We start from the raw sequence: 20,229 nt of genomic DNA on the forward strand, positions 1-20,229 counted from the left end.
GCCTTCCAAGGCGCGCAGCACATGCACCCTCTTCACTCCACCCTCACCACCGCGGGGTGGAGCAGCCCGGTAGCTCGTCAGGCTCATAACCTGAAGGCCGCAGGTTCAAATCCTGCCCCCGCAACCATCTTAACCTGCTGAACGAGATCGGCCGTCCGGGCATTCGGGCGGCCGTTTTTGTTTGCGCCGTGCAGGACAAGGCGGTTGCTCGCTCCCGCAACCATCTTGACCTGTGCATCCGGCGAGCCGTTTGCAGCAAGGGACAGAATGCCGGCGAGATCGCCGTAGAGGTCGATATCGAGTTTGCCTTCGGCGTTTGGCGTCAGGGTGATCTTTTCCACAAGCGAGCGCACAATCTCCGCCGCTTCGGTGCGGTTCGCGTCCGTGTTCAGGACGGCCACGAGATTGCCGACCTGATTCCGGTAGTGCGCCGCCATGCCGGGATGGAGCAGCACCGGCTCTTCCTTCGTGCCAGCGAGCAGGGCTTCCAGCTCCTCGCGCCTCGCCACAATCCGGGCGAGGTCATCCTTGACCTCCGCGCCCGATACGCCGTTCTTGATCGCCTCAATGATGTTTCCGCGTTGCCTTGCCAGGCGGGCGAGTTCAGCCTTGGCCGACGCGAGCGATGCGTTCTTCTCGCCGCGCAGCCTGTTCATATGGCGCGTGTACTCGCCGCAGAATTCTTCGAGCAGGGCAGGGTCCATCAGCCGCGATTGCAGCGCGCCGAGCATGAAGCCTTCCAGCTCATCCTGCCGGATGGTCAGGCGGTTATTGCAGGTGCCCTTGTTGCGCGCCGTCGAGCAGCCGTAGTGGCTGGCTGAAATCTTGCTGAATCCGCCGCCGCAGCTGCCGCACTTCAGCAGGTAGGAGAGCAGCATCCGGGGGCGCTGCCTATCAAAGAACGACTTTTCCTGGCGCAAGCCTAGCTGGCGCTGCTTCACCTGGTCCCAAAGGGCCTGATCGATGATGCGCAGTTCCGGCACGTCCTTGACGATCCATGCCGCCTGATCGTTCAGGCGGGAGACGCGATTCCCGGTGTCGGGGTCCTTCACATAGGCAAGGCGGTTCCAGATGCGCCGCCCGATATAGAGTTCGTTGTTCAGAAGCCCGGTGCCGCGCCGCCAGTTGCCGTTGATGGTCGATGGTCCCCAGCCTTTGCCGGAGGGACCAGGGATCTTCCGCTTGTTGAGGCCGTGCGCTATCGCCTTGGGCGACTTTCCGGCAGCGTATTCGTTGAAGATGAATTGGACGGTCGCGGCTTCCGCTTCGTTGACCTTCTGGCCGCCGTACTCCGGCTCGCCAGAATCCCTGAAAGCCCTCACCACGTCATAGCCGTAGGAATTCCCGCCGCCGGACTTGCCCGCCTCAACGCGCCCGCGCAGGCCGCGCCGCGTCTTGTCGGCAAGGTCCTTGAGGTAAAGAGCGCCCATCGTGCCCTTGAAGCCGATATGCAGCTCGGCGATCTCGCCTTCGGACAATGTGACCAGCTTCACCCCGGCAAAGCGCAGGCGCTTGAACACGCCGGCAATGTCTTCCTGGTCACGCGAGAGGCGGTCGAGAGACTCCGTCAGCACGAGATCGAACTTCTTGGCCTGAGCGTCCTGCATCAAGGCCTGTACGCCGGGGCGCATCAGGCTCGCACCGGAGACTGCGGCATCGGAATAGCGCTTTACGATCTTCCAGCACTCGCGCGCCGCGCGCTCTTCGCAGAGGCGGACCTGATCCTCGATAGACGCTTCGCTCTGCCGGTCGGAAGAGTACCGGGCGTAGATCGCGACCTTGGTCATGGCGCATCCTTCGGAAGGGAATCCGAACGATACGCCTCCCCTGGACTCGTGCTCAATTGCTTTTCGTGGTCGGCCTTGGCCGCATGACGCGCAAGGAGCCGGGCGATCGCCACAAGGCGCGGATCGGCCGCTTGCGGTTTTGATTCCGCTTCGCCGCTTCGTGCCTTGATCTTGCTGACCCGCATGGCCCGCCACATGCCCCTGGATGGGACGCGCAGCGGAGAGCGCTGCGACAAACCTAATTTTGGCGTGGTTCCGGGTTTTGGAAGGAACGCCCCTTGGTCATGGGCTGGACACGCGCTTTTGCCCGGTCCCCTTGCGGCACGAGCAAGCCGCTGCGCCGCAGCCTGACCGGCGTCGCCTTAATCAATTGTTAATACCCTTGCTTGTACTATGGAAATTAAGACAACGTACGATTGAAGGCAGCTATGGACACGTCAAAACGCAGCGGACCCTTTGAGCCAAACGGCTTCACGATCAGCTACAAGAACCTCGGCACAATCCACATCGATGAGTTCAGGCAGGCGCTGCTGGAGGACATCAGAATCCTCAAGGAGGACTATGGCCTTCACTACGTGAAGGGCTCCCGCCTCAAACTTTACTTCACCAACGAGTATGGCGAGCCTGTAAGGGTGAGAAAGCCCGGTTGCGGCCATACCCACTTCATCGACACGCACCACTACCGGCCTTCCTGCAAGGACTACGACCTTTAGCCGGCGAATGGAGGAGGGATGCAACAGCCTTGCTACATCGACCTGGAACAAGCCCGGCAAGTGCTCGCCGAGATGGGTATCGAACTGAATGCCCGCCAGATGAAGCGCGCGGCCGACAAGGACGCAAACGGTCAGCGCAAGCTTCCGTTCTTCGTCGATCCCATCGAGGGCAAGCTCAAGATCGAGAAAGGCTCGCTCGTTCGCATCTATCGGGAATTGCAAGTGCAAGCCGAAAACAGCGCAAAGACGCCGCCATGATGCACTCGATGATTGATTTTACAAATACTATGCGTAATTATAGTTGCCCATGTCCGATATAAGAAAAAGGGTAGGCGCGAAAGGTACAACTTACCAAGTCCGTTATCCGAGCAAATCGACGAAGTCAGGCTATGCCTACGCGACCTTTGAGACGCGGAAGGAGGCGCAGGCGTTCCTTGAAAGCGGCAAGACGCAAAGCAGCGACAGCAGCATCCGCGATGGCGAGATCACAACGGTCAGTCAGGCCGTGGACAAATGGCTTGCGCTTTGCGTCAAGGAAGGCAGGGACGGCCGCGACCCCATAACCAAGCATACCGAGAAGACCTATGATCGTCGCGCCGATGCAATGAAGGCCTACGATTGGCCCAAGGGCCTGCGGGACATCAGGCCTCCCGACGTTGTCGAGTTTCGATCCTGGCTGCTAACGCACTACAGCCGCTATCAGGCTTACAAGATTCTGTCCTCGTTTCACTCCGTCATGAAGGAAGCGGCGATGCGCGGCTACATCGCGAGCAACGTTGCGGCAGGCATCAGCATCCGGGCCGACTCCCGCTACGATGAGCCCGTGGTGATTCCGACCCCGGCAGACGTGAGCGCTCTGCTGGCTGCGGCCGACCGGCTCGCCAATTCCAAGAACCGGCAGACCGCACGTACATGGGAGCGTTATCGGCCGATGCTCTACCTGGCGGCCGATACCGGGATGCGTCCGCAGGAGTACCTCGTCGTTCAGCACTTCAACATCACCGACGAAGGCGTCAAAATTGATCGCGCATTGGAGGGCGGCGGCTATAAGCTGTCGGTGCCGAAAACACCGGCCAGTCGCCGCACGATTGATCTCAGCCCGCAGACGCGGGACCTGGTGACGCACTATCGCGACCACAAGATGGTCGCGAACAAGCATGATCTCCTGTTTCCGACTTCAACCGGCCACTGGCAGAGCATCGACAACTGGCGCAAGCGCGGGTTCTACGAAGCCTGCTTTGAAGCGGGCCTGGTGAAGGTGGTCGAAGAGGACGGTGAGACCGTCGAGAAGCCGAAATACAAGCCCTACGATCTTCGCCACTTCTATGCGTCGATGCTCATCGAGCAGCGAACGAATCTGAAGCGGATTCAGAAATTGATGGGCCACGAAGACATCAAGACGACGCTCAACATCTACGGGCACCTAATCGAACGTGCCGAGCAGGGCCGAGAGGGCGAAAGCGGGCTCATTGCCAAGCTGGCCGCAAAATCATGTGGCGAGTCTGTGGCGCAGCATCCCTAACCATCTGAAAGATTAGAAAACGGCGCGCCCTGTCACGGCTGAGGTCGCGGGTTCAAGTCCCGTCGCTCGCGCCATAATCCGATCAATCACTTAGCTGACACTTACGGAAACAAATCGGCCCTTCGGGGCCGTTTTTGCCACAAGACCCTAGTCCTCGCTAAACCGCAGAAATCCGCCATTGTCCGTTTCGGTCCGTCCCGGCTTGTGGCGAGCTTGTGGCAGGAGCTTTGCGTTAAACGAACGTGGAGTCGCAGCAGGCCAGCAGTTACGCTCGGATAATCGAGTCGGCCTGAGGCTTCCGGTATCGGGGTCCCCAGGTATTTTGGATCAGCCCTTCCTTCGCCAAGTCCACACAGATGTCCTTCACGTTCGTCTCGCGGAGCATGAAGGCTTGAAGGACGCTGTCCACGATGTCCGAAAACCTGGCTTTGGTTCCGGCCTGCATAGAGTTCCGAAGCTGATCTTTGGCGAGCGCTTTCTGTTCCAGTACCAATTCATCAACTGTCGCCTCTTGAATCTCCGCATCAACGCCTGCGAAAAAGTCTGGCGTCCCGGTGCGCTCCTCTCGCTTTCGTTCCTTAGCATGGGCGCGGTTCTTCGCGTGGCTGCGCAGCGCCGAATATTCAGTTTCCCGAAACGCCTTTAGGCCTGCCCGATCCTTAGTGCCATAAGCCAAGAAGAAATGCGGCCGGTCAGCAGTGCTCTTGTCGACCCTGGTCGAGATCACATACCTAAAGTCCCCTGCCGCCTTCAGCGTTTCTCTGAAGAGCTTCTCGACCGCAGGACCGGGCTCCATGTTCCTGTCGAGGCGGGCATACCAGCCGGGGCCTCCTAATATTGGATCAAGAGATGCGATCGTTTTCTCGTCCGGGCTTGTGACGAAACGGCTGATGTGCCCGTACATGAAATTAATCAGCACCTCGCACTTGGAGGAGTTAAAAATCTCTCTAATCTTCGGAAAGGCATAGCCAGTCCACCCTGTCGGATCGATGAAGATCAACGGAAATGCGCCGCTGATCGCCACCCGAATTTGAGGGACTGCATCCTCGAAGGCACCGCAAAATGTTTCGATCTCGAAACCCTCGTCAGGCTTGTGGTGGCAACTTACTGCCTTCGCGAGCTGCGCATATGCGACGGGGGCCTTTTCAACAAAGAGGCATTTGATCCGGCGCCGGCGGCCAGTCTTCGCGGCGAGCTGGAGCTGGGCGTCCCTTAGAACCCCAATCGCAATCATGAAGGAAGTGTCGGAAAAATCGGCCGTTCTGGATTCCCATGGGCCGGAAAAACCATCGACGTACGTAATGTCCCAATTATGCAGGACCTTAAATGCAAGCTCCTGAAGATAGCGTCTCAATATGAAATGCTTGGCTTCAGTCTGCTCCCTGTCGACGTAGACGCTCAAATTTTTGCCCCATCAATAGGAAGCCCCGTGGACACTCTCCACGCGGCGCTTGGCTGACTTGTCCGGGTATTGATTCCACTCGCGGCCCCGCAGCAGACGGCCCCCTGTCTTGGGTCGAGTTCCGCCCCACTGCTTGAAGAAGAAGGCGACTTTGTCAGACTTGCACTGATCCCGGATTTCCAGGACCCACGCTTCATCCATCGGACGTGCGCGCGGGCCGCTTTCACCACCCACGATGACCCAGTCAATTCCTTTGAGGCTGATTGGTCCGACCGGCCCTATCAGGGGCTCGAATGAAACAAACCTTGTGCTGGCCTTAGCGGCTTTGAGGTGTGCGAGCCGCACGGTGTTCTTTGCGTCCTCGATGGACACGCCCAACCAGATGTGGCGCGGAGCAAGATCGCCTTTGTAACGGCGTGAAAGATACCGTGCCATGAGCGAGCTGCGTTTGGTCAGCACCTGATAGGTATGCCAAGACGCCTGCTCCATGGTGTCGAACACGGAGTCGATGAACGACACGGGCACCTCTTTGTGAAAGAGGTCGCTCATGGAATTGACGAATATGCGGCGAGGCTGTCGCCACCGAAGCGGCTGCTCCAAGCGCCCGTGTCGAAGCGTCAGATCGAAACCATGCTCAAAAGGATGGCCCTTGACCCCCCGGAAGCGCTCGGAGAACCGCTCGGCATAACAAAGGTCACATCCCGCCGTGACCTTGGTGCAGCCCGTTACGGGGTTCCAGGTCGAATCCGTCCATTCTATTTCGGTGGAATCAGCCATAGGACAGGATAGAACAAAAAAGGAACAACCGCAAGACCGCCCACTCCGACGGAAGACGGAGTCTGCACGCAAAGCAGCAGAGAAAATCCCCTACCAATTTGTGTATCCATTGGGTACACTTTTCCACCATGAAGGATGCCGGTCTCCGCATCAGGGTTCAGCGCGAGCTTCGCGAGCAGTTTTTGGACGTGTGCAGGGCGCAAGATAGGCCCGCTGCCCAAGTCCTCCGCGAGTTCATGCGGGGCTTTGTGGCGCAACATGGGCTCGCCGCTCCTGATACCGGGAGTCAGAGCCCTACCAAGAGTGGTCCGGGACCAGAGGCCCCGATTCCTAAGCAATAGCAAAAGTCGGAGGGGGCTTTGTCGAAAACCACTGCAAAAGTTCAGAGCCTGAGTTCCTTTGTCTGGTCGATCGCGGAAATCCTCCGAGGCGATTTCAAGCAATCCGAATACGGCAAGGTAATTCTGCCATTCGTCGTCATGCGCCGTCTCGACTGTATCCTCGAAGGCTCTAAACAGGCCGTCCTTACAGCCGAGAAGAAGCTACCCAAGGGGGTCGATGAGGCCACGCGCGACATGATCCTGTTCGGAGCGGTTGGCGGCAACGTAAAGGTCTACAACCTATCGCGGTTCACATTTGAAACTCTGAAGGGACAGGACCCTGGCCAGCTCCACGCCAACCTGATCGATTACATCACCAAGTTCTCCGGCAATGTCCGTGACATCTTCCTCGACAAGTTCCTTTTTACCGATCAACTCAAGCGCCTCAAAGACGGCGGTATTCTCTGGCAGGTCTTCGAGCGGTTTTGCGAGATAGACCTTCACCCGGACAAGGTTTCCAACATCGAGATGGGCTACCTCTTCGAGGAGCTGATCCGAAAATTCTCGGAAATCTCAAATGAGACCGCAGGCGAACACTTCACCCCGCGCGAGGTCATCCGGCTTATCGTTGATCTGTTGATCGCCAATGACGATGCAAAGCTCACCGGCAAGGGCATTATCCGTCAGGTGTACGACCCCGCCTGCGGAACAGGCGGTATGCTTGCTCTTACTGAAGAGGCCCTGAAAGATTTCAATCCATCGATCCGCGTGGAACTGTTTGGCCAGGAGATAAACGGCGAATCGTTCGGCATCTGCAAGTCCGATATGCTCGTGACCGGCCATGATCCGGAGCAGATCGCATTTGGCAACACGCTCACCCAGGACGCACACAAGGGCAAGAAGTTCCACTACATGCTTTCCAATCCACCCTATGGTGTGGACTGGAAGAAGTATCAGGACCCTATCAAGAGCGAAGCCGACACGCTCGGCAAGGATGGCCGGTTTGGAGCTGGTCTGCCGCGCATATCCGACGGTCAGCTTCTCTTCCTTCAACACATGATATCAAAGATGCGCGACGACGAGACAGGCTCGCGCATCGGCATCGTTATGAATGGATCACCCCTGTTCACCGGCGGGGCAGCGTCAGGCGAAAGTGAAATCCGCCGTTGGATGCTGGAAAATGATTGGGTCGAGGCAATCGTCGCTCTGCCGACCGACCTCTTCTACAACACCGGCATTCAGACTTTCGTGTGGCTTTTGACGAACCGAAAGTCCAAACAACGGCGCGGTAAGGTGCAGCTGATCGATGCAACTGGCGAGCGCTTCTGGAAATCGATGCGCAGGAGTCTTGGTTCTAAGCGCCGCGAAATACCCGAAGAGGCGAGAGCCGAGCTCGTTCGCATCTACGAAGGCTTCCTGAACGGCGAGAGCGCAGAGTCCGAGGTCGCGAAGATCTTCGATACCGCCGATTTCGGGCATCGCGAAATCCGGGTCGAGCGGCCTCTGCGCCTGAATTTTCAGGCAAGCGAAGACAGGGTTGCTCGTTTGCGCAACGAAAAGGTTTTTCTGAAGCTGGATGAACCCGAACGCGAGGAAATTAAGGTTGTTCTTCTCGGCATGAAGAACGTCCTATTCACAAACCGCGACGATTTCGACAAAGCCCTTTCAAAGGCCTTCAAGGCTCGAGCGACTAAAGTTTCAGTGCCTGTTAGAAAGGCGATCTTTTCCGCCCTCTCTGAGCGTGATGCAAACGCTGATATCTGCGCCGATAGCCAAGGCAAGGCAGAACCCGATCCCGAGTTGCGTGACCATGAATTGGTACCGCTCAAGGAAAATTGGCAAGCGTATATGGAGCGCGAGGTTACACCCTTTGTGCCTGATTGCTGGATCGATGAGAGCTATCGCGACGCCCGCGATGGCCAAGTCGGACGGATTGGCTACGAGATCAACTTTAATAGATATTTTTACCGTTACGTTCCGCCGCGCCCTCTTCTGGAAATCGAGAGGGAGCTAAAGGCCCTGGAGGCCGAGATTTCGGAACTGCTTATCAAGGTGCAAGCATGACGGGGACAATGCTCGCCCATAAGCCAGACGGATGGGACATCGCCAAACTTGGGCAATATTTTGAGCAGCGCAATGACAAGGTGAACGATGAAGAATATCCGCCACTGTCGGTAACTTATGATGGTGTCGTCCCTCAAATGGAACATGTCGCCAAATCCGAAGACAGGGATAACAGAAAAAAAGTCTGTCAAGGTGATCTGGTGATCAACAGCCGGTCAGACCGCCGAGGCGCAAGTGGGTTGTCTGACTACGATGGTTCAGTTTCTCTGATCAATATCGTCCTGAAACCGCGACTGGGCTGCCCTCGATTTTTTCATTACCTAATGAGAAGCATAGCGTTTCAAGAAGAATATTACAGGTATGGCCACGGCATCGTGGCAGACTTGTGGACCACCCGCTACACGGAGTTAAAGAACATTTGCGTTGCAGTTCCAGATTGGGAAACGCAACAGCGGATCGCAAATTTCTTGGATAGGTTCAGTTCGCTAATTGACAGCTTGATTGACAAAAAGCTGAGACAAATAGCTTTGATAAAAGACGAAGAAAATGCCTGTGTTGCTGGTCACATGAGCGACGGTGGACGACGTTCATTCAGGAAAACCGACCTACCGTGGATACCGGAAATCCCAGATGATTGGAAGCTCAGGCGTGCAAAATACCTATTCCGATGCCTCTCTCGTCCTCCGCTCGATGATGACAAGATAGTAACTGCATTTAGGGATGGGCAGGTGACGCTTCGAGAAAACCGGCGTCTGACTGGGTACACGCTGGCAGTCAAGGAAGTTGGTTATCAACACATCAATCAAGGCGATCTTGTAATTCATACAATGGACGCCTTTGCAGGAGCTATCGGAGTTTCTGACTCTGATGGAAAGGCTACAGGCGAGTACGCGGTTTGCGAACCCATTGCGGCCGGCATAAACAATCACTTCTTTGCACAAATTTTGCGGTATATGGCTGCGCAAAACTATATTTACGTGCTCTGTCCTTCGGTACGTGAGCGCGCCCCAAGATTTCGTTTTTCAAAACTAGCCCCTGTCATGCTGCCGGTGCCCACGAAGGATGAGCAGGATCGAATTGCCCTAGTTATCGAACGATCTCGCGCACTTCGGAACCGGCTTCAGAGATCGATCTTCCTTCTCAAGGAGCATCGTTCCTCTCTCATCACGAAAGCCGTCACCGGCGAGATAGAAGTTGCGTCTGAGCACTGGGGTGACGCGGAGCGCAGCATGAAGCGGATCGAAGGGAAGCTATGCCGGAGGGAGGCAACGGCATGAAAGACGCCCAGAAGCCAGACCATGTGAGTCTCAACACCCTGATCGGACGGCTGCGCGAAGGCCGCTTCGTGATCCCGGACTTCCAGCGCGAGTTTGAGTGGAAGCCGTGGGACATTCGCGAGCTGATGCGCTCGATCTTCCTGGACTACTACATCGGTAGCCTGCTGCTGTGGAAGGGCAAGACCGAGAATTTCAAGGCTCTTTCGTGCGAGGCGATCTACGGCTTCGACGGCAACGGCCGCAATGAGTATATCGTGCTGGACGGTCAGCAACGACTAACCGCTCTGTACTATGCGTTCCTCGCTCCCGATGTACCCCTGCCGAGCCGCTCCACGCGGGCTATCTATTTTGTTCGCGTCGATAAGTTCATGAAAGAGGAGTACGACGAGGCGTTCGATTACGATTGGCTGTCGAAACGCGTAGCAAAAATCCTCAAGGATCGCGAGACACAGTTTGCCGAACACATATTCCCGCTGTCCATTGTGGGCGCTGGCGGATGGGAATTGCCGAACTGGGTGCAGCAGTATGAGCAGTACTGGCGGAAGGCAGCTGAGAGCGCCAGCGGCGAAGAGGCCATTCAGGAGGCTCAACGTCACGCCGACAATGCAAAGGAGTTTGGCGAGCACCTGAGAGGGATCACCGATCAATACCAGGTGTCCTACATCGAGCTAGACCAGGAGCTGGAGCTCGACAAGGTCTGTGACATCTTTACCCAGATCAACAGCCGGGGCGTGCGGCTGGACGTATTCGATCTGATCAATGCGTTGCTGACACCGAAGGGCGTCCAGCTCAAGCATATGTGGCGGGATGCGCAGGCCCGCCTTGAGTTCGTCGATACTGAAAAGATGAACGTCTACATCCTGCAGGTGATGTCGATCCTGCGGCAAGCTTACTGCTCGCCCAAATACCTCTATTTTCTGATGCCGGGTCAGGAAAAGCAGGTTCGCGATCCCGATGGAACGCGCCGCAAGGAAATCCTCGTTTCCGACATCAAAGAGTTCACGACCGCTTGGAACGAAGCGGTGATCGCCCTGGAGCGCGCAATCAAGATGCTGCGCCACCCCCAGGAATTCGGTGCAGTTTCATCCACATATCTTCCCTATGTTTCGATACTTCCCGTCTTCGCGGCAATTCAGGCTTACGTGAAAACGCGCCCCGCCGGATTGCAACTCGATGCGCAGCGAAAAATTCGGCACTGGTATTGGGCTTCTGTGTTTACAAACCGGTATTCGGGGTCGGTCGAGTCCACCAGTGCTCGCGACTATCTCGATGTGAAGGCGTGGCTGGAGGACGACGCTGGAGAGCCAGCCCTGATCCAGGAGTTCAAGACCCGCTTCCGCACAATGGAGCTGCGCCGCGAAATCAAGCGCGGAACGTCGGTCTATAACGGCGTCTACAACCTTCTTATTATCCAGGGAGCGAGAGACTGGATCACGGGCAACATCCCCCAGCACGACGATCTGGATGATCATCACATCGTCCCGAGTTCCTGGGGATCGAAGCACCTCAAGGGCAATATCGTCCATACGATCCTTAATCGCACGCCACTTACCGGCGATACCAATCGCAAGGTGATCGCCGACAAACTTCCGAACGCCTATTTGCCCGAACTCATCAAACAGAACGGCGAGAAGGCGGTTCACGCGATCATGGAATCGCATTTCATATCGCCCGCTGCGCTTGCCATCCTGCTGAGAGACCCGTTCACGCCGGATGACTTTGAAGCCTTTATTACGGAGCGACAGCGCACCATCCAGGATGCGATCGAAAACCTTCTGGTAAAGGAGCGCCTAGACCTTCCACCCAACCTGCGCGAGCTGGACGCAAACGTGGAAGCGATCGAGCTCAAGCTGCGCGACAACGTCGCCGTCGCCCTCAACGGCACTACGGAAGCGTTGCCGCCGCACATTCTTCAGAAGATCGAAGAGCGAATTCAGCGTGCGGCGAAGAAGAATGCCGCGCTGGACATCGAGCGGTACCAGACGCTTCAGGGAAAGCTGGAATATTGCGATCTGCGCGAATTGCAGGAGATCATCACCGGCAAAACGTCATGGCCGAACTTTCAAGCACGGTTCGCGAACAAGGAAACGCTTTTTGGAAAGTTCGATCAGCTCGCCGAACTTCGCAATGGCATCCGCCACAGCCGCACGGTGGATGAAGTCACCCGGAAGGAAGGTGAAGCGGCCATTATCTGGTTTAAGCAGGTGCTTGAGAAATGACAGACCGGCACCATGCAACAAACGTTCATCTGGAACGAGTGCTCCAGCAGCATCTCATTGCGAAGCTTGTTGCTGGCCAGGGGTATGACGAGCGCGCACCAGACGACTACGACCGGAAGAGCGCCCTCGACCAGGCGCTGATGCTGCGGTTCGTTAAGGCGACGCAGGGGGACGAGTGGGCCAAGCTCGAAGCGCACTACAGCGCATCAGCCGAGGCGGAGTTTTTCAAGAACCTGGAGAAGGCTCTAAAGAGCCGTTCGACGCTCGACGTGCTGCGAAACGGGATCAAGATGATTCCCGGCATAAAGTTTGCGCTTTGCTACTTCAAGCCGGCGAGCGCCCTGGAGCCAAAGAGAATTAAGGAATACGAAGCGAACATCCTCTCGGTGATACAGGAGGTCGAGTACAGCCAGCGGCATGATGGCCGCGTCGACGTAGTCCTTTGCGTGAACGGCATCCCGGTTGCAACGATGGAGCTGAAGAACCTCCTGACCGGTTCGACCTTCAAACACGCTGAAAGACAATACCGTACGGACAGATCGCCCGGAGGGGAGCCGCTCCTCACCTTCAAGCGGGGCGCTTTGGTTCATTTCGCAGCAGACGAAGACAACGTGTCGATGACCACGCGCCTTGCCAACGGAAAGACGCGTTTCTTGCCCTTTAACCGGGGCCGGGAGGGCGGAGCCGGAAACCCCGACATAGAGGGCGAATTCCGTGTCGCCTATCTCTATAGCGACGGCGAATGGGGGAAGGCGATCTTTTCGCGTGAGGTGCTCCTCGACGTGATCGGGAAGTTCATGCACCTCGAAGTCAACGAGATGAAGGAAGATGTGATGATCTTCCCGCGCTTCCAGCAGCTTCACGCGGTGCGGAAGATGATGGCGCACGCCCGTACGCATGGCGCGGGCCGTAACTATCTCATCCAGCACTCGGCCGGGTCCGGTAAGTCGAACACGATTGGATGGACGGCGCACCAGGCGATCAATCTGCATGACGATACCGATCAACCGATCTTCAATACAGCGGTCATCGTAACCGACCGGATCGTCCTCGACCGGCAGCTTCAGAGCACCGTTTCGCAGTTTGAGCAGACGCAGGGTGTCGTCAAGAAGATCGATGGCACCTCCAGGCAGCTCAAGGAAGCGATTGCCAAGGGCGCGAGGATCATTGTCACTACGATTCAAAAGTTCTCGACCGAGCACCTAAAAGAGATTTCAGGACAGGGGAAGCGCAAGTTCGCGGTGATCGTCGATGAAGCGCACGGCAGTCAATCGGGGAAATCCGCTCAGGCAATGACCGATGCGCTTACCCGCGAGGCCTCATCGAGCGATGATATTGAGGATTTGATCGCCGAGTACCAGAAGCAGCGGGGGCCGCAGGCAAACATCAGCTTCTTCGCCTTCACGGCGACGCCCCGGAATGTAACGCTTGAACGGTTTGGCGTGATGGGGCCGGACGGTCTCCCCCACCCGTTCCATCTCTATTCGATGCGGCAGGCGATTGAAGAGGGCTTCATTCTGGACGTGCTCCAGAACTACATGACCTACAAGGCCTACTATCAGCTGGAAAAGGCAATCGAGGATGACCCCGAGCTAAGCGGCCGGAGGGGGCAGCGCAAAGTGGCGCGCTTTGCCTCTCTGCATCCCACCGCCATCGGACAGAAGGTAGAGGTGATCGTCGAACATTTCCGCCGCCACGTCATGAAAGAGATCGATGGGCAGGCAAAGGCGATGATCGTCACCCAGAGCCGGGAACACGCGCTGAAGTATTATTTCGGTGTCCGCGACTACATCAAGACGCAGGGCTACACGGACCTGAAGGCATTGGTCGCGTTTTCGGGTGATCTGACCCTGGACGGGGAGACCTACACCGAGGTTGACCTCAATGGGTTCTCCGAGACCGAGCTTCCCGGACGCTTCGACGGCTTGAAGCCAGATGGCACGCCCTATCCGGAGAAGTACCAAATTTTGATCGTCGCCGAGAAGTACCAGACCGGCTTCGATCAGCCCAAGCTCTGCGCCATGTATGTTGATCGCAAGCTCGCCGGATTGCAGGCCGTGCAGACGCTCTCTCGCCTGAACCGCACTCGTGCAGGCAAGGAGCGAACCTACATCCTCGATTTTCAGAACGCGATGGAGGACATCCAGGCGGCCTTCCGGCCTTACTACGAGGCAACGAGCCTGGAGGCAATGTCCGATCCGAACCAAGTGTACGAGCTGGAAGGACGTCTGTTTAAGTTCGGCTTCCTGGATCGCGCAGAGATCGACCGCTTCGCGCAGACTTTCTACAAAGGGCCGCTCGATGGCGGGGATCGTGCCCGGCTTGAAGGGCTCGTCCGGCAGGCCGTCTCCCGTTTTGAAGCGGAGGATGACGAAGGCAATCAGGAGGAATTCAGGCAGCTTGTTCGGAGCTACATGCGCTTCTACAGTTTCGTCGCGCAGGTGATCCGGCTTGAGGATACGGGCCTTGAGAAGCTCTACTCCTATTCATCATGGCTTTCGCGCCTTCTGCCTAACCGGGTGTTGCCGCCGGACATCGAAATCACCGAAGACATGCTCCGCCTTCAGGCCTTCCGCGTGGAACAGAAGGAGGAGGGCAGCGCTTCATTGTCGCCCGGCGATAGCGATCCGCTCCAGGCCATCAAGGAATTCGGGGCGAAACCCTACACGGAAGACGAAAAGAAGGAGCTTTCGGAAATCGTGAAGGCCTTCAACGACCGGCACGGTACAGACTTTACGGAAGCTGACATGATCCGCTTCGAGCAGGTCAACCGGGAGGTGCTCACTGACGATATGACCGAGATGCTGCGCAACAACCCGCCCGATGTCGTGTACGCCGCCTTCCGGGATGCGTTCTTCCAGGGTGCGATCCGCATGTTCCAGCGCGACAATGAAATGCGGAACATTGTTCTGACCGATGCAGCGGCACGGGACAAGGCGACACGCCACTTTTTCGGCAGAGCGCTGCGCGAGGTCCGGGAGAGCTGACCTATGGCGACCACAACACTACATAATCCGGACCGGTACATGGTGGACTTGCGCCAGATTCTGTCGCAAGGGCGAAAGCGTGTTGGGTTGTTGATCGGAGCTGGAGCCCCAACTGCCGTAAAGGTCGATGACAAAGGTCAGTTAAAGGATGACGGCAAACCCCTCATACCGGATGTCGCCCGCCTCACGGATGCGGTCGTCAACGCTCTTCCCGCAGCCGACCAAGGCGTCATAGCCAAGCTCAAAACCAAACCTGATGAGAATCCAAACATTGAGGCTATCCTGACTCGCGTCCGCCGGCTTGCCCAGGCGATCGCAAGTGAAAAGGTACATGGCCTCGACGCGACAGGGTACACCTCGCTGGCCGAGCGTATCTGTCAAGAGATTGGGTCGAAAGTCGGAGAGCGTCTGCCAGATGGGCAGACGCCGTTTACCGAACTGATTTCCTGGATCGGCGGCACGCACCGCGACCATCCAGTTGAAATTTTCACTCCAAACTACGACCTCCTCATCGAGGAGGCTTTTGAACGCGCCCGGCTGCCGTATTTTGACGGGTTTACTGGCGCACATATGCCGTTCTTCGATCCGGTCAGCGTGTCAGGTGACAAGCTTCCGCCACGCTGGTCCCGGTTGTGGAAGATCCATGGTTCCCTAGGTTGGGATGTCCATGGTGACTCAATCATTCGCACAGGACTCCGCACCGCGACGAAGCTGATTTACCCAGATCATCTCAAGTACGATGAAGTTACGCGCCAGCCATACTCTTCCCTGTTTGAGCATCTTCGACAGTTTCTCATTACGCCGGATACACTGCTGATTTGTTCGGGATTCTCGTTCTTTGATGCTCATATCTGTGCAGTGCTGGATGAAGCGCTTGCTGCGAACACGCACACCGCAATTTTTGCCTTTCAATACCAGAATCTGGACAAAGAAACGCTGGCCACAAAATTCGCCATGAACCGGCCAAATCTCAGTGTCTACGCGCGGGACGGCGCCGTCATTTTCGGCGTTCCGGGACAATGGCAGCCGGGGCAACCACCAACCGATGATTGGGAGAGCATACGACAGACCTTCTGGCAGGCCGGTACGAGCAAGGACCCTGCCCAGTTTCTGCTCGGAGATTTCGCCAAGCTGGCCCGATTCTTCTCGCTCACGCAGGCTTCAAAGATGATTCCTGCACCAACGCCCGCACCGACGCCGGCCGACCCGAGTGCGTCAGGCACAGCTCCGAGCCCGCCAGCCGGAGGCGCTCATGCTAAGTCGTGACCCCACATACCTTGGGACGGTAGCGTCCGTTTCCGGCTCCGCGGTGAGTATCCACCTCGCGCAGTCGGTCGCATCGGGGCTCTCGATCATTAACGGACGAACCTACCGGATTGGCCAAGTTGGCAGCTTTGTGAGAATTCCCCAAGGCTACCAGGACCTTTTCGGCGTCGTTTCGCAAGTTGGCGCTAAAGCGGCACCACTACCGCAACAGAGTGTTGATGACGACACCGGCCGCTGGATGGAGGTGCAACTAGTGGGTGAAGCCATTGGTGGCACTTTTGAGAGAGGGATCAGTCAGTATCCCAATATCGGAGACGGCGTTCATCTCGCAATCGAATCCAATCTCAGAAGAATCTATGGGACGGCTGAGCAGGGGCATATCGTTGTCGGGACGCTCTCAAGCGCAGAAAGCATCCCCGCAAAAATCGCATTGGACGAACTGCTCACGCGACATTCAGCCGTTCTGGGTTCGACTGGCTCTGGTAAGTCTACAACAATTGCGAGCCTACTTCGCTCGATTACCTCTCCCCCTGTCGACACGGAGGCCTACCCAAGCGCGCGAGTTCTGATGCTGGATATTCACGGAGAATACTCGACTGCACTCGCCGATGTAGCCAAGGTCTTTAGTGTTGATCCCCAAGCTGGTGAGGAAAAGCTTCTCATTCCGTATTGGGCTTTGGAAGCGGGTGACCTCCTTGCTTTCCTGACGGGTGGCGTCGATGGACCCAGAGAAACGGCGTTTACGGACAAACTCTTTGAACTGAAGATCGCTTCTCATAAGGCCACCCCTTTTCCCGGAGTCGACGAAAGCTCGATTACGGTGGACACGCCGATCCCATACAGCCTCAAACAGCTTTGGCATGATCTCATCGACTTTGAAATCGCTACGTTTGATGGACCGCAACGCGATCAATCAACCCGTCAGGATGCTGGCGATGCCGACAAACTGATAGCGCCGAAATACAAGCCTCATGCGATGGGGGCAGCAGGACCATTTCTCAATCAGCAAGCCTTCGGAATACGGCGGCAGCTCAACCTTCTCCGATCCCGCCTCCTTGATCGTCGCTATGACTTCCTGCTGCATCCGGGTTCGTGGGAACCAAACCTCGGTGGCAAGACGAAACAGGACCTCGATGCTCTGCTCGCCGGATGGTTGGGTGGCTCCAAACCAATTACGATCCTGGACCTGTCAGGAGTGCCGAGTGCGGTGCTGGAGCGCTTGATAGGGTCGATCCTGAAGATCGTCTACGAGTCCCTGTTCTGGAGCCGCGAAAAGACGGAAGGCGGGATCGAACGTCCACTTCTTGTCGTGATGGAAGAGGCACATCGCTATCTTTCGACTAATACCGAAAGCCTCGCCTCCGAAACTGTGAGAAAGATCGCGAAGGAGGGACGGAAATACGGTGTGGGTGCAATGATTATCAGTCAGCGGCCATCAGAGGTGGATGAGACCATCCTCTCGCAATGCGGTACGTTTTTTGCGCTCCGCCTTTCCAATCCCTCAGACCGTCAGCGTGTCCAAGGGACACTGCCCGACGGATTGGTAAGTCTCCTCGATGTTTTACCAGTCCTGCGAACAGGTGAGGCGATTATTATGGGCGAAGCGGCCAGGCTTCCCATGCGTTGCCGCATCACTTTGCCATCGCAAGAGCACAGACCGCGCAGCAGCGATCCTGAGGTGACTCAACAATGGTCTCTGCAACGTCGGGCCGAAGGGTATGATCGCGTTGTGGCTTCGTGGCGTGCACAACGGCCTAGAGCGGTTGTCCGCGATGCTAAAGTCAAAAGAGACAAAGTCACCGATGAATCGGCGGAGGATTGAGGTAAAGTCATGCAACGATACTCTGTCGCATCGTCAAACATTGCATCAATAGGTTATGATGAACCCACTCAAACTCTGGAAGTGGAGTTTGTGAATGGTTCGATCTATCAGTACTACAATGTCCCTCAGAACATGTATGACAATTTGATGCGGGAAGGGTCGAAGGGCCGCTTTCTAAATACATACATTAAGAATGCTTACCCGTACTCGCGAGTTGGATGACACCTGCGATAAGGTAACTCACGACGCCATCTGACGGATACCATCCAGCAGAACGCGCGTTGCAATGCAGTCATCCTCGTTATAGTCGAGGATTCGCTGACGCACCTGCGGGTCGCCTGTCTTAACCCAGCGGTCGAACCATTCGATCGAGGCGGCACCGGAAGGGTGGGTGTCGCGCCAGTTGAAGCCAAGGAACTTGGCGAGCGTTTTGATCGAATGGTCCCATGTAGGCCATTCGGTCGCTTTCGTAACAACGTCGTTGTAGAGATCGACTGCGTGCGCAGGGTCGAACATTTCTTCTATCTCTTCGGCGGTGCAGACATCCGGGTATTTGCCTTGAAGCTTGCGGTAAAGCGTTCGTTCGTACTTTGAATAGTAGTAGATCGCGCATGGACGCTTCGATTTCACGTACGTCCAGGCATCCGCGAACGCCTTCTTTTCGGCTTCCGGCGTCGGCTCTTCGGCGAAGGTGTAGAAGAACTTTTCGGTTGTAGCATCGCGGCCCTGGCGCTCAACGAAGCCGTGCAGGTAACAGACATCCCGCATCGGATCGACCTCGATATCGAAGAAGAGTTCACGGTCATGGCCGGGCAGGGTGACGGGAGCGCGCAGATAGGGCTTCGCGTCCTTGGTTGTCAGCAGTTTCGCGCGTTCATGAAACTTCTGGAGCGTGTCGGGGCCGATTCCCGCGAAGGCGGTCTTCTTTCCGGTGATGAAGGCCGCCGGATTTGCGCCGGCGAGTTCGGTCGCGGTGGGCAGCGTGCCGATCATCACGTCGCGCTTTGATCGCCCCAGCTCGGGGATCATCGTCAGATCATCGCTCTCCTTCAGGCGTTTGGTGCAGGCGGTATACCAGTGGCAGAGTTTGCAGACCCCGCTGTACGCAGGGAGCGTCTCTTGTTGGCGGTCTATGATCGCCTGCGCCTCGTGAAGGGCGTCCTGATAGTCCTGCCAGAGCGTCCTTGGATTGCGCTTGCCGTACGGTTCATGGAAGTCGTAGGGAACTTCCGCGCCGTGAATGTCCCACACAAAGGCGCGGCGGCCTGAAGAGAGGCCTTTGCGTTCGAGGATGTCGGTATAGAGGCCAAGCTGGACCGCGTAGTGGATTTTCGGTTTGGAATTGTCTTCAGGGCCTTCTTCGCCTGAACCAGATTTTATGTCGCCCGCGATGTAGCCTGTGCTTTCCTTGCGAAGGAGATCAGGTTCGCCGAGCAGCCCATCGGCCTGAATGCGGCCGCTGTAAATAAGCGGTTCGCCGCGCTCCATCGCCGCCAGCGTGAGGTGCTCTTTCTCATTCCCGGCATACGTCGAAAGATCAAGGAAAGGCACCTTGAGGGTGGCGATCACCTGTTGCTCGTAAAGCGAGCCCTTTTCCCAGAGAAGCTCTACAAACGGATTGGGAGCATCGCGCTCTGTCGCATCGCCAAACAAATCCATCGTGACACGGTGCGAACACGCTACAAGATCGTACAGCATCGACGCGGTGACAGGCGGTTTCATGCGTTGTGCTCCGATCCTGAAGACACGTCCAAGCACGTTCCTTCATGCGCCAAAAATTCAATGCTCTTTGATTCGTGATTCATCAGCATAAGCATAGCATACTGAGTGTCCGGCGCGTCCGGCTGCGCCGGACCGGGCTCTAGTCGGCCGCATAGGGATGTTCAGCGTCCTCCCGAAGCCGCCCTCCGGTAAGTTGAGGGGAGAGCGTCTTCGCCATCCGGTGACGATCCCTCGCGGCGGAAGCTGTTGCGCTACAACGGTCCTCTATAGCCCGTATTGACATCTTCGGGCGAATCGATGTGCAATGATTTTGGCCTCCGATGGCCAGAAGCAATAAGAACGCCCGACTGA

General features: G+C 56.7%; 14 protein-coding genes and 1 tRNA gene. 11 read left to right on the forward strand and 4 right to left on the reverse strand.

Going from position 1 to position 20,229, the window contains the following annotated elements; all coding sequences use genetic code 11:
- Window positions 1-50 precede the first annotated feature (50 nt).
- Window positions 51-127 (forward strand) — tRNA-Met (locus FHP25_RS14630).
- Here the strand turns inward: FHP25_RS14630 and FHP25_RS14635 are convergent.
- Window positions 84-1,787, reverse strand: a complete 1,704-nt coding sequence (locus FHP25_RS14635) for a recombinase family protein (protein WP_147847799.1) — start codon at window positions 1,785-1,787, stop codon at window positions 84-86. The two genes, FHP25_RS14630 and FHP25_RS14635, sit on opposite strands and share 44 nt — an antisense overlap.
- Window positions 1,788-2,215: 428 nt before the next feature.
- Between FHP25_RS14635 and FHP25_RS14640 the strand changes: the two genes are divergently transcribed.
- The 3 genes from FHP25_RS14640 to FHP25_RS14650 are packed head-to-tail and all read left to right on the forward strand — an operon-like array spanning window position 2,216 to window position 4,022.
- Window positions 2,216-2,500 carry a hypothetical protein gene (locus tag FHP25_RS14640; protein WP_147847685.1) on the forward strand — a complete coding sequence of 95 codons (285 nt, stop codon included), beginning with the start codon at window positions 2,216-2,218 and terminating at the stop codon, window positions 2,498-2,500.
- Window positions 2,501-2,518: 18 nt separating this feature from the next.
- Window positions 2,519-2,758, forward strand: a complete 240-nt coding sequence (locus tag FHP25_RS14645; RefSeq protein WP_147847686.1) for a hypothetical protein — start codon at window positions 2,519-2,521, stop codon at window positions 2,756-2,758.
- Between the two features lie 49 nt (window positions 2,759-2,807).
- Window positions 2,808-4,022 carry a tyrosine-type recombinase/integrase gene (locus tag FHP25_RS14650; protein ID WP_147847687.1) on the forward strand — a complete coding sequence of 405 codons (1,215 nt, stop codon included), beginning with the start codon at window positions 2,808-2,810 and terminating at the stop codon, window positions 4,020-4,022.
- Window positions 4,023-4,287: 265 nt separating this feature from the next.
- Here FHP25_RS14650 and tcmP read toward each other — a convergent pair whose 3' ends face one another.
- Both tcmP and FHP25_RS14660 read right to left on the reverse strand, forming a co-directional pair.
- Window positions 4,288-5,424, reverse strand: coding sequence for a three-Cys-motif partner protein TcmP (tcmP, locus tag FHP25_RS14655; protein ID WP_147847688.1), 1,137 nt, complete (start codon window positions 5,422-5,424; stop codon window positions 4,288-4,290).
- 12 nt (window positions 5,425-5,436) lie between these two features.
- Window positions 5,437-6,201, reverse strand: a complete 765-nt coding sequence (locus tag FHP25_RS14660; protein WP_147847689.1) for a DUF5131 family protein — start codon at window positions 6,199-6,201, stop codon at window positions 5,437-5,439.
- A gap of 359 nt (window positions 6,202-6,560) precedes the next feature.
- Between FHP25_RS14660 and FHP25_RS14670 the strand changes: the two genes are divergently transcribed.
- From FHP25_RS14670 to FHP25_RS14700, 7 genes are read left to right on the forward strand one after another with little or no spacing between them, the layout of a single operon-like run.
- Complete coding sequence (locus FHP25_RS14670) at window positions 6,561-8,585, forward strand: type I restriction-modification system subunit M (RefSeq protein WP_147847691.1); 2,025 nt, start codon at window positions 6,561-6,563, stop codon at window positions 8,583-8,585.
- Window positions 8,582-9,862 (forward strand): restriction endonuclease subunit S, encoded by a 1,281-nt coding sequence (locus tag FHP25_RS14675; RefSeq protein ID WP_147847692.1) that lies wholly within the window; start codon window positions 8,582-8,584, stop codon window positions 9,860-9,862. The genes FHP25_RS14670 and FHP25_RS14675 overlap by 4 nt, the downstream gene beginning before the upstream one ends.
- Window positions 9,859-12,081: a GmrSD restriction endonuclease domain-containing protein gene (locus FHP25_RS14680; protein WP_147847693.1), complete on the forward strand. Its 2,223-nt coding sequence runs from the start codon at window positions 9,859-9,861 to the stop codon at window positions 12,079-12,081. The genes FHP25_RS14675 and FHP25_RS14680 overlap by 4 nt, the downstream gene beginning before the upstream one ends.
- A complete protein-coding gene (locus tag FHP25_RS14685; protein ID WP_147847694.1) occupies window positions 12,078-15,068 on the forward strand; it encodes a type I restriction endonuclease subunit R in 2,991 nt (996 codons plus the stop codon). Before FHP25_RS14680 ends, FHP25_RS14685 begins: the two co-directional genes overlap by 4 nt.
- 3 nt (window positions 15,069-15,071) lie before the next feature.
- Window positions 15,072-16,334 (forward strand): SIR2 family protein, encoded by a 1,263-nt coding sequence (locus FHP25_RS14690; protein WP_218578384.1) that lies wholly within the window; start codon window positions 15,072-15,074, stop codon window positions 16,332-16,334.
- On the forward strand, window positions 16,321-18,156 hold the full coding sequence (locus FHP25_RS14695) for a helicase HerA-like domain-containing protein (RefSeq protein WP_147847695.1): 1,836 nt from the start codon (window positions 16,321-16,323) through the stop codon (window positions 18,154-18,156). Before FHP25_RS14690 ends, FHP25_RS14695 begins: the two co-directional genes overlap by 14 nt.
- Before the next feature lie 9 nt (window positions 18,157-18,165).
- Entirely contained in the window at window positions 18,166-18,378 is a 213-nt protein-coding gene (locus FHP25_RS14700) for a KTSC domain-containing protein (protein ID WP_147847696.1), read from the forward strand.
- Between the two features lie 18 nt (window positions 18,379-18,396).
- On the opposite strand, the gene FHP25_RS14705 is transcribed toward FHP25_RS14700, so the two are convergent.
- A complete protein-coding gene (locus FHP25_RS14705; protein WP_147847697.1) occupies window positions 18,397-19,878 on the reverse strand; it encodes a TM0106 family RecB-like putative nuclease in 1,482 nt (493 codons plus the stop codon).
- Between the last annotated feature and the right edge of the window lie 351 nt (window positions 19,879-20,229).

Source organism: Vineibacter terrae, from assembly GCF_008039615.1.
GTDB classification, from domain to species: domain Bacteria; phylum Pseudomonadota; class Alphaproteobacteria; order Reyranellales; family Reyranellaceae; genus Vineibacter; species Vineibacter terrae.

Coding starts and splice junctions, on each gene's coding strand:
- FHP25_RS14635 (WP_147847799.1), bottom strand. CDS start 1,787: ATGACCAAGGTCGCGATCTACGCCCGGTACTCTTCCGACCGGCAGAGC.
- FHP25_RS14640 (WP_147847685.1), top strand. CDS start 2,216: ATGGACACGTCAAAACGCAGCGGACCCTTTGAGCCAAACGGCTTCACG.
- FHP25_RS14645 (WP_147847686.1), top strand. CDS start 2,519: ATGCAACAGCCTTGCTACATCGACCTGGAACAAGCCCGGCAAGTGCTC.
- FHP25_RS14650 (WP_147847687.1), top strand. CDS start 2,808: ATGTCCGATATAAGAAAAAGGGTAGGCGCGAAAGGTACAACTTACCAA.
- FHP25_RS14660 (WP_147847689.1), bottom strand. CDS start 6,201: ATGGCTGATTCCACCGAAATAGAATGGACGGATTCGACCTGGAACCCC.
- FHP25_RS14675 (WP_147847692.1), top strand. CDS start 8,582: ATGACGGGGACAATGCTCGCCCATAAGCCAGACGGATGGGACATCGCC.
- FHP25_RS14680 (WP_147847693.1), top strand. CDS start 9,859: ATGAAAGACGCCCAGAAGCCAGACCATGTGAGTCTCAACACCCTGATC.
- FHP25_RS14685 (WP_147847694.1), top strand. CDS start 12,078: ATGACAGACCGGCACCATGCAACAAACGTTCATCTGGAACGAGTGCTC.
- FHP25_RS14690 (WP_218578384.1), top strand. CDS start 15,072: ATGGCGACCACAACACTACATAATCCGGACCGGTACATGGTGGACTTG.
- FHP25_RS14695 (WP_147847695.1), top strand. CDS start 16,321: ATGCTAAGTCGTGACCCCACATACCTTGGGACGGTAGCGTCCGTTTCC.
- FHP25_RS14700 (WP_147847696.1), top strand. CDS start 18,166: ATGCAACGATACTCTGTCGCATCGTCAAACATTGCATCAATAGGTTAT.
- FHP25_RS14705 (WP_147847697.1), bottom strand. CDS start 19,878: ATGAAACCGCCTGTCACCGCGTCGATGCTGTACGATCTTGTAGCGTGT.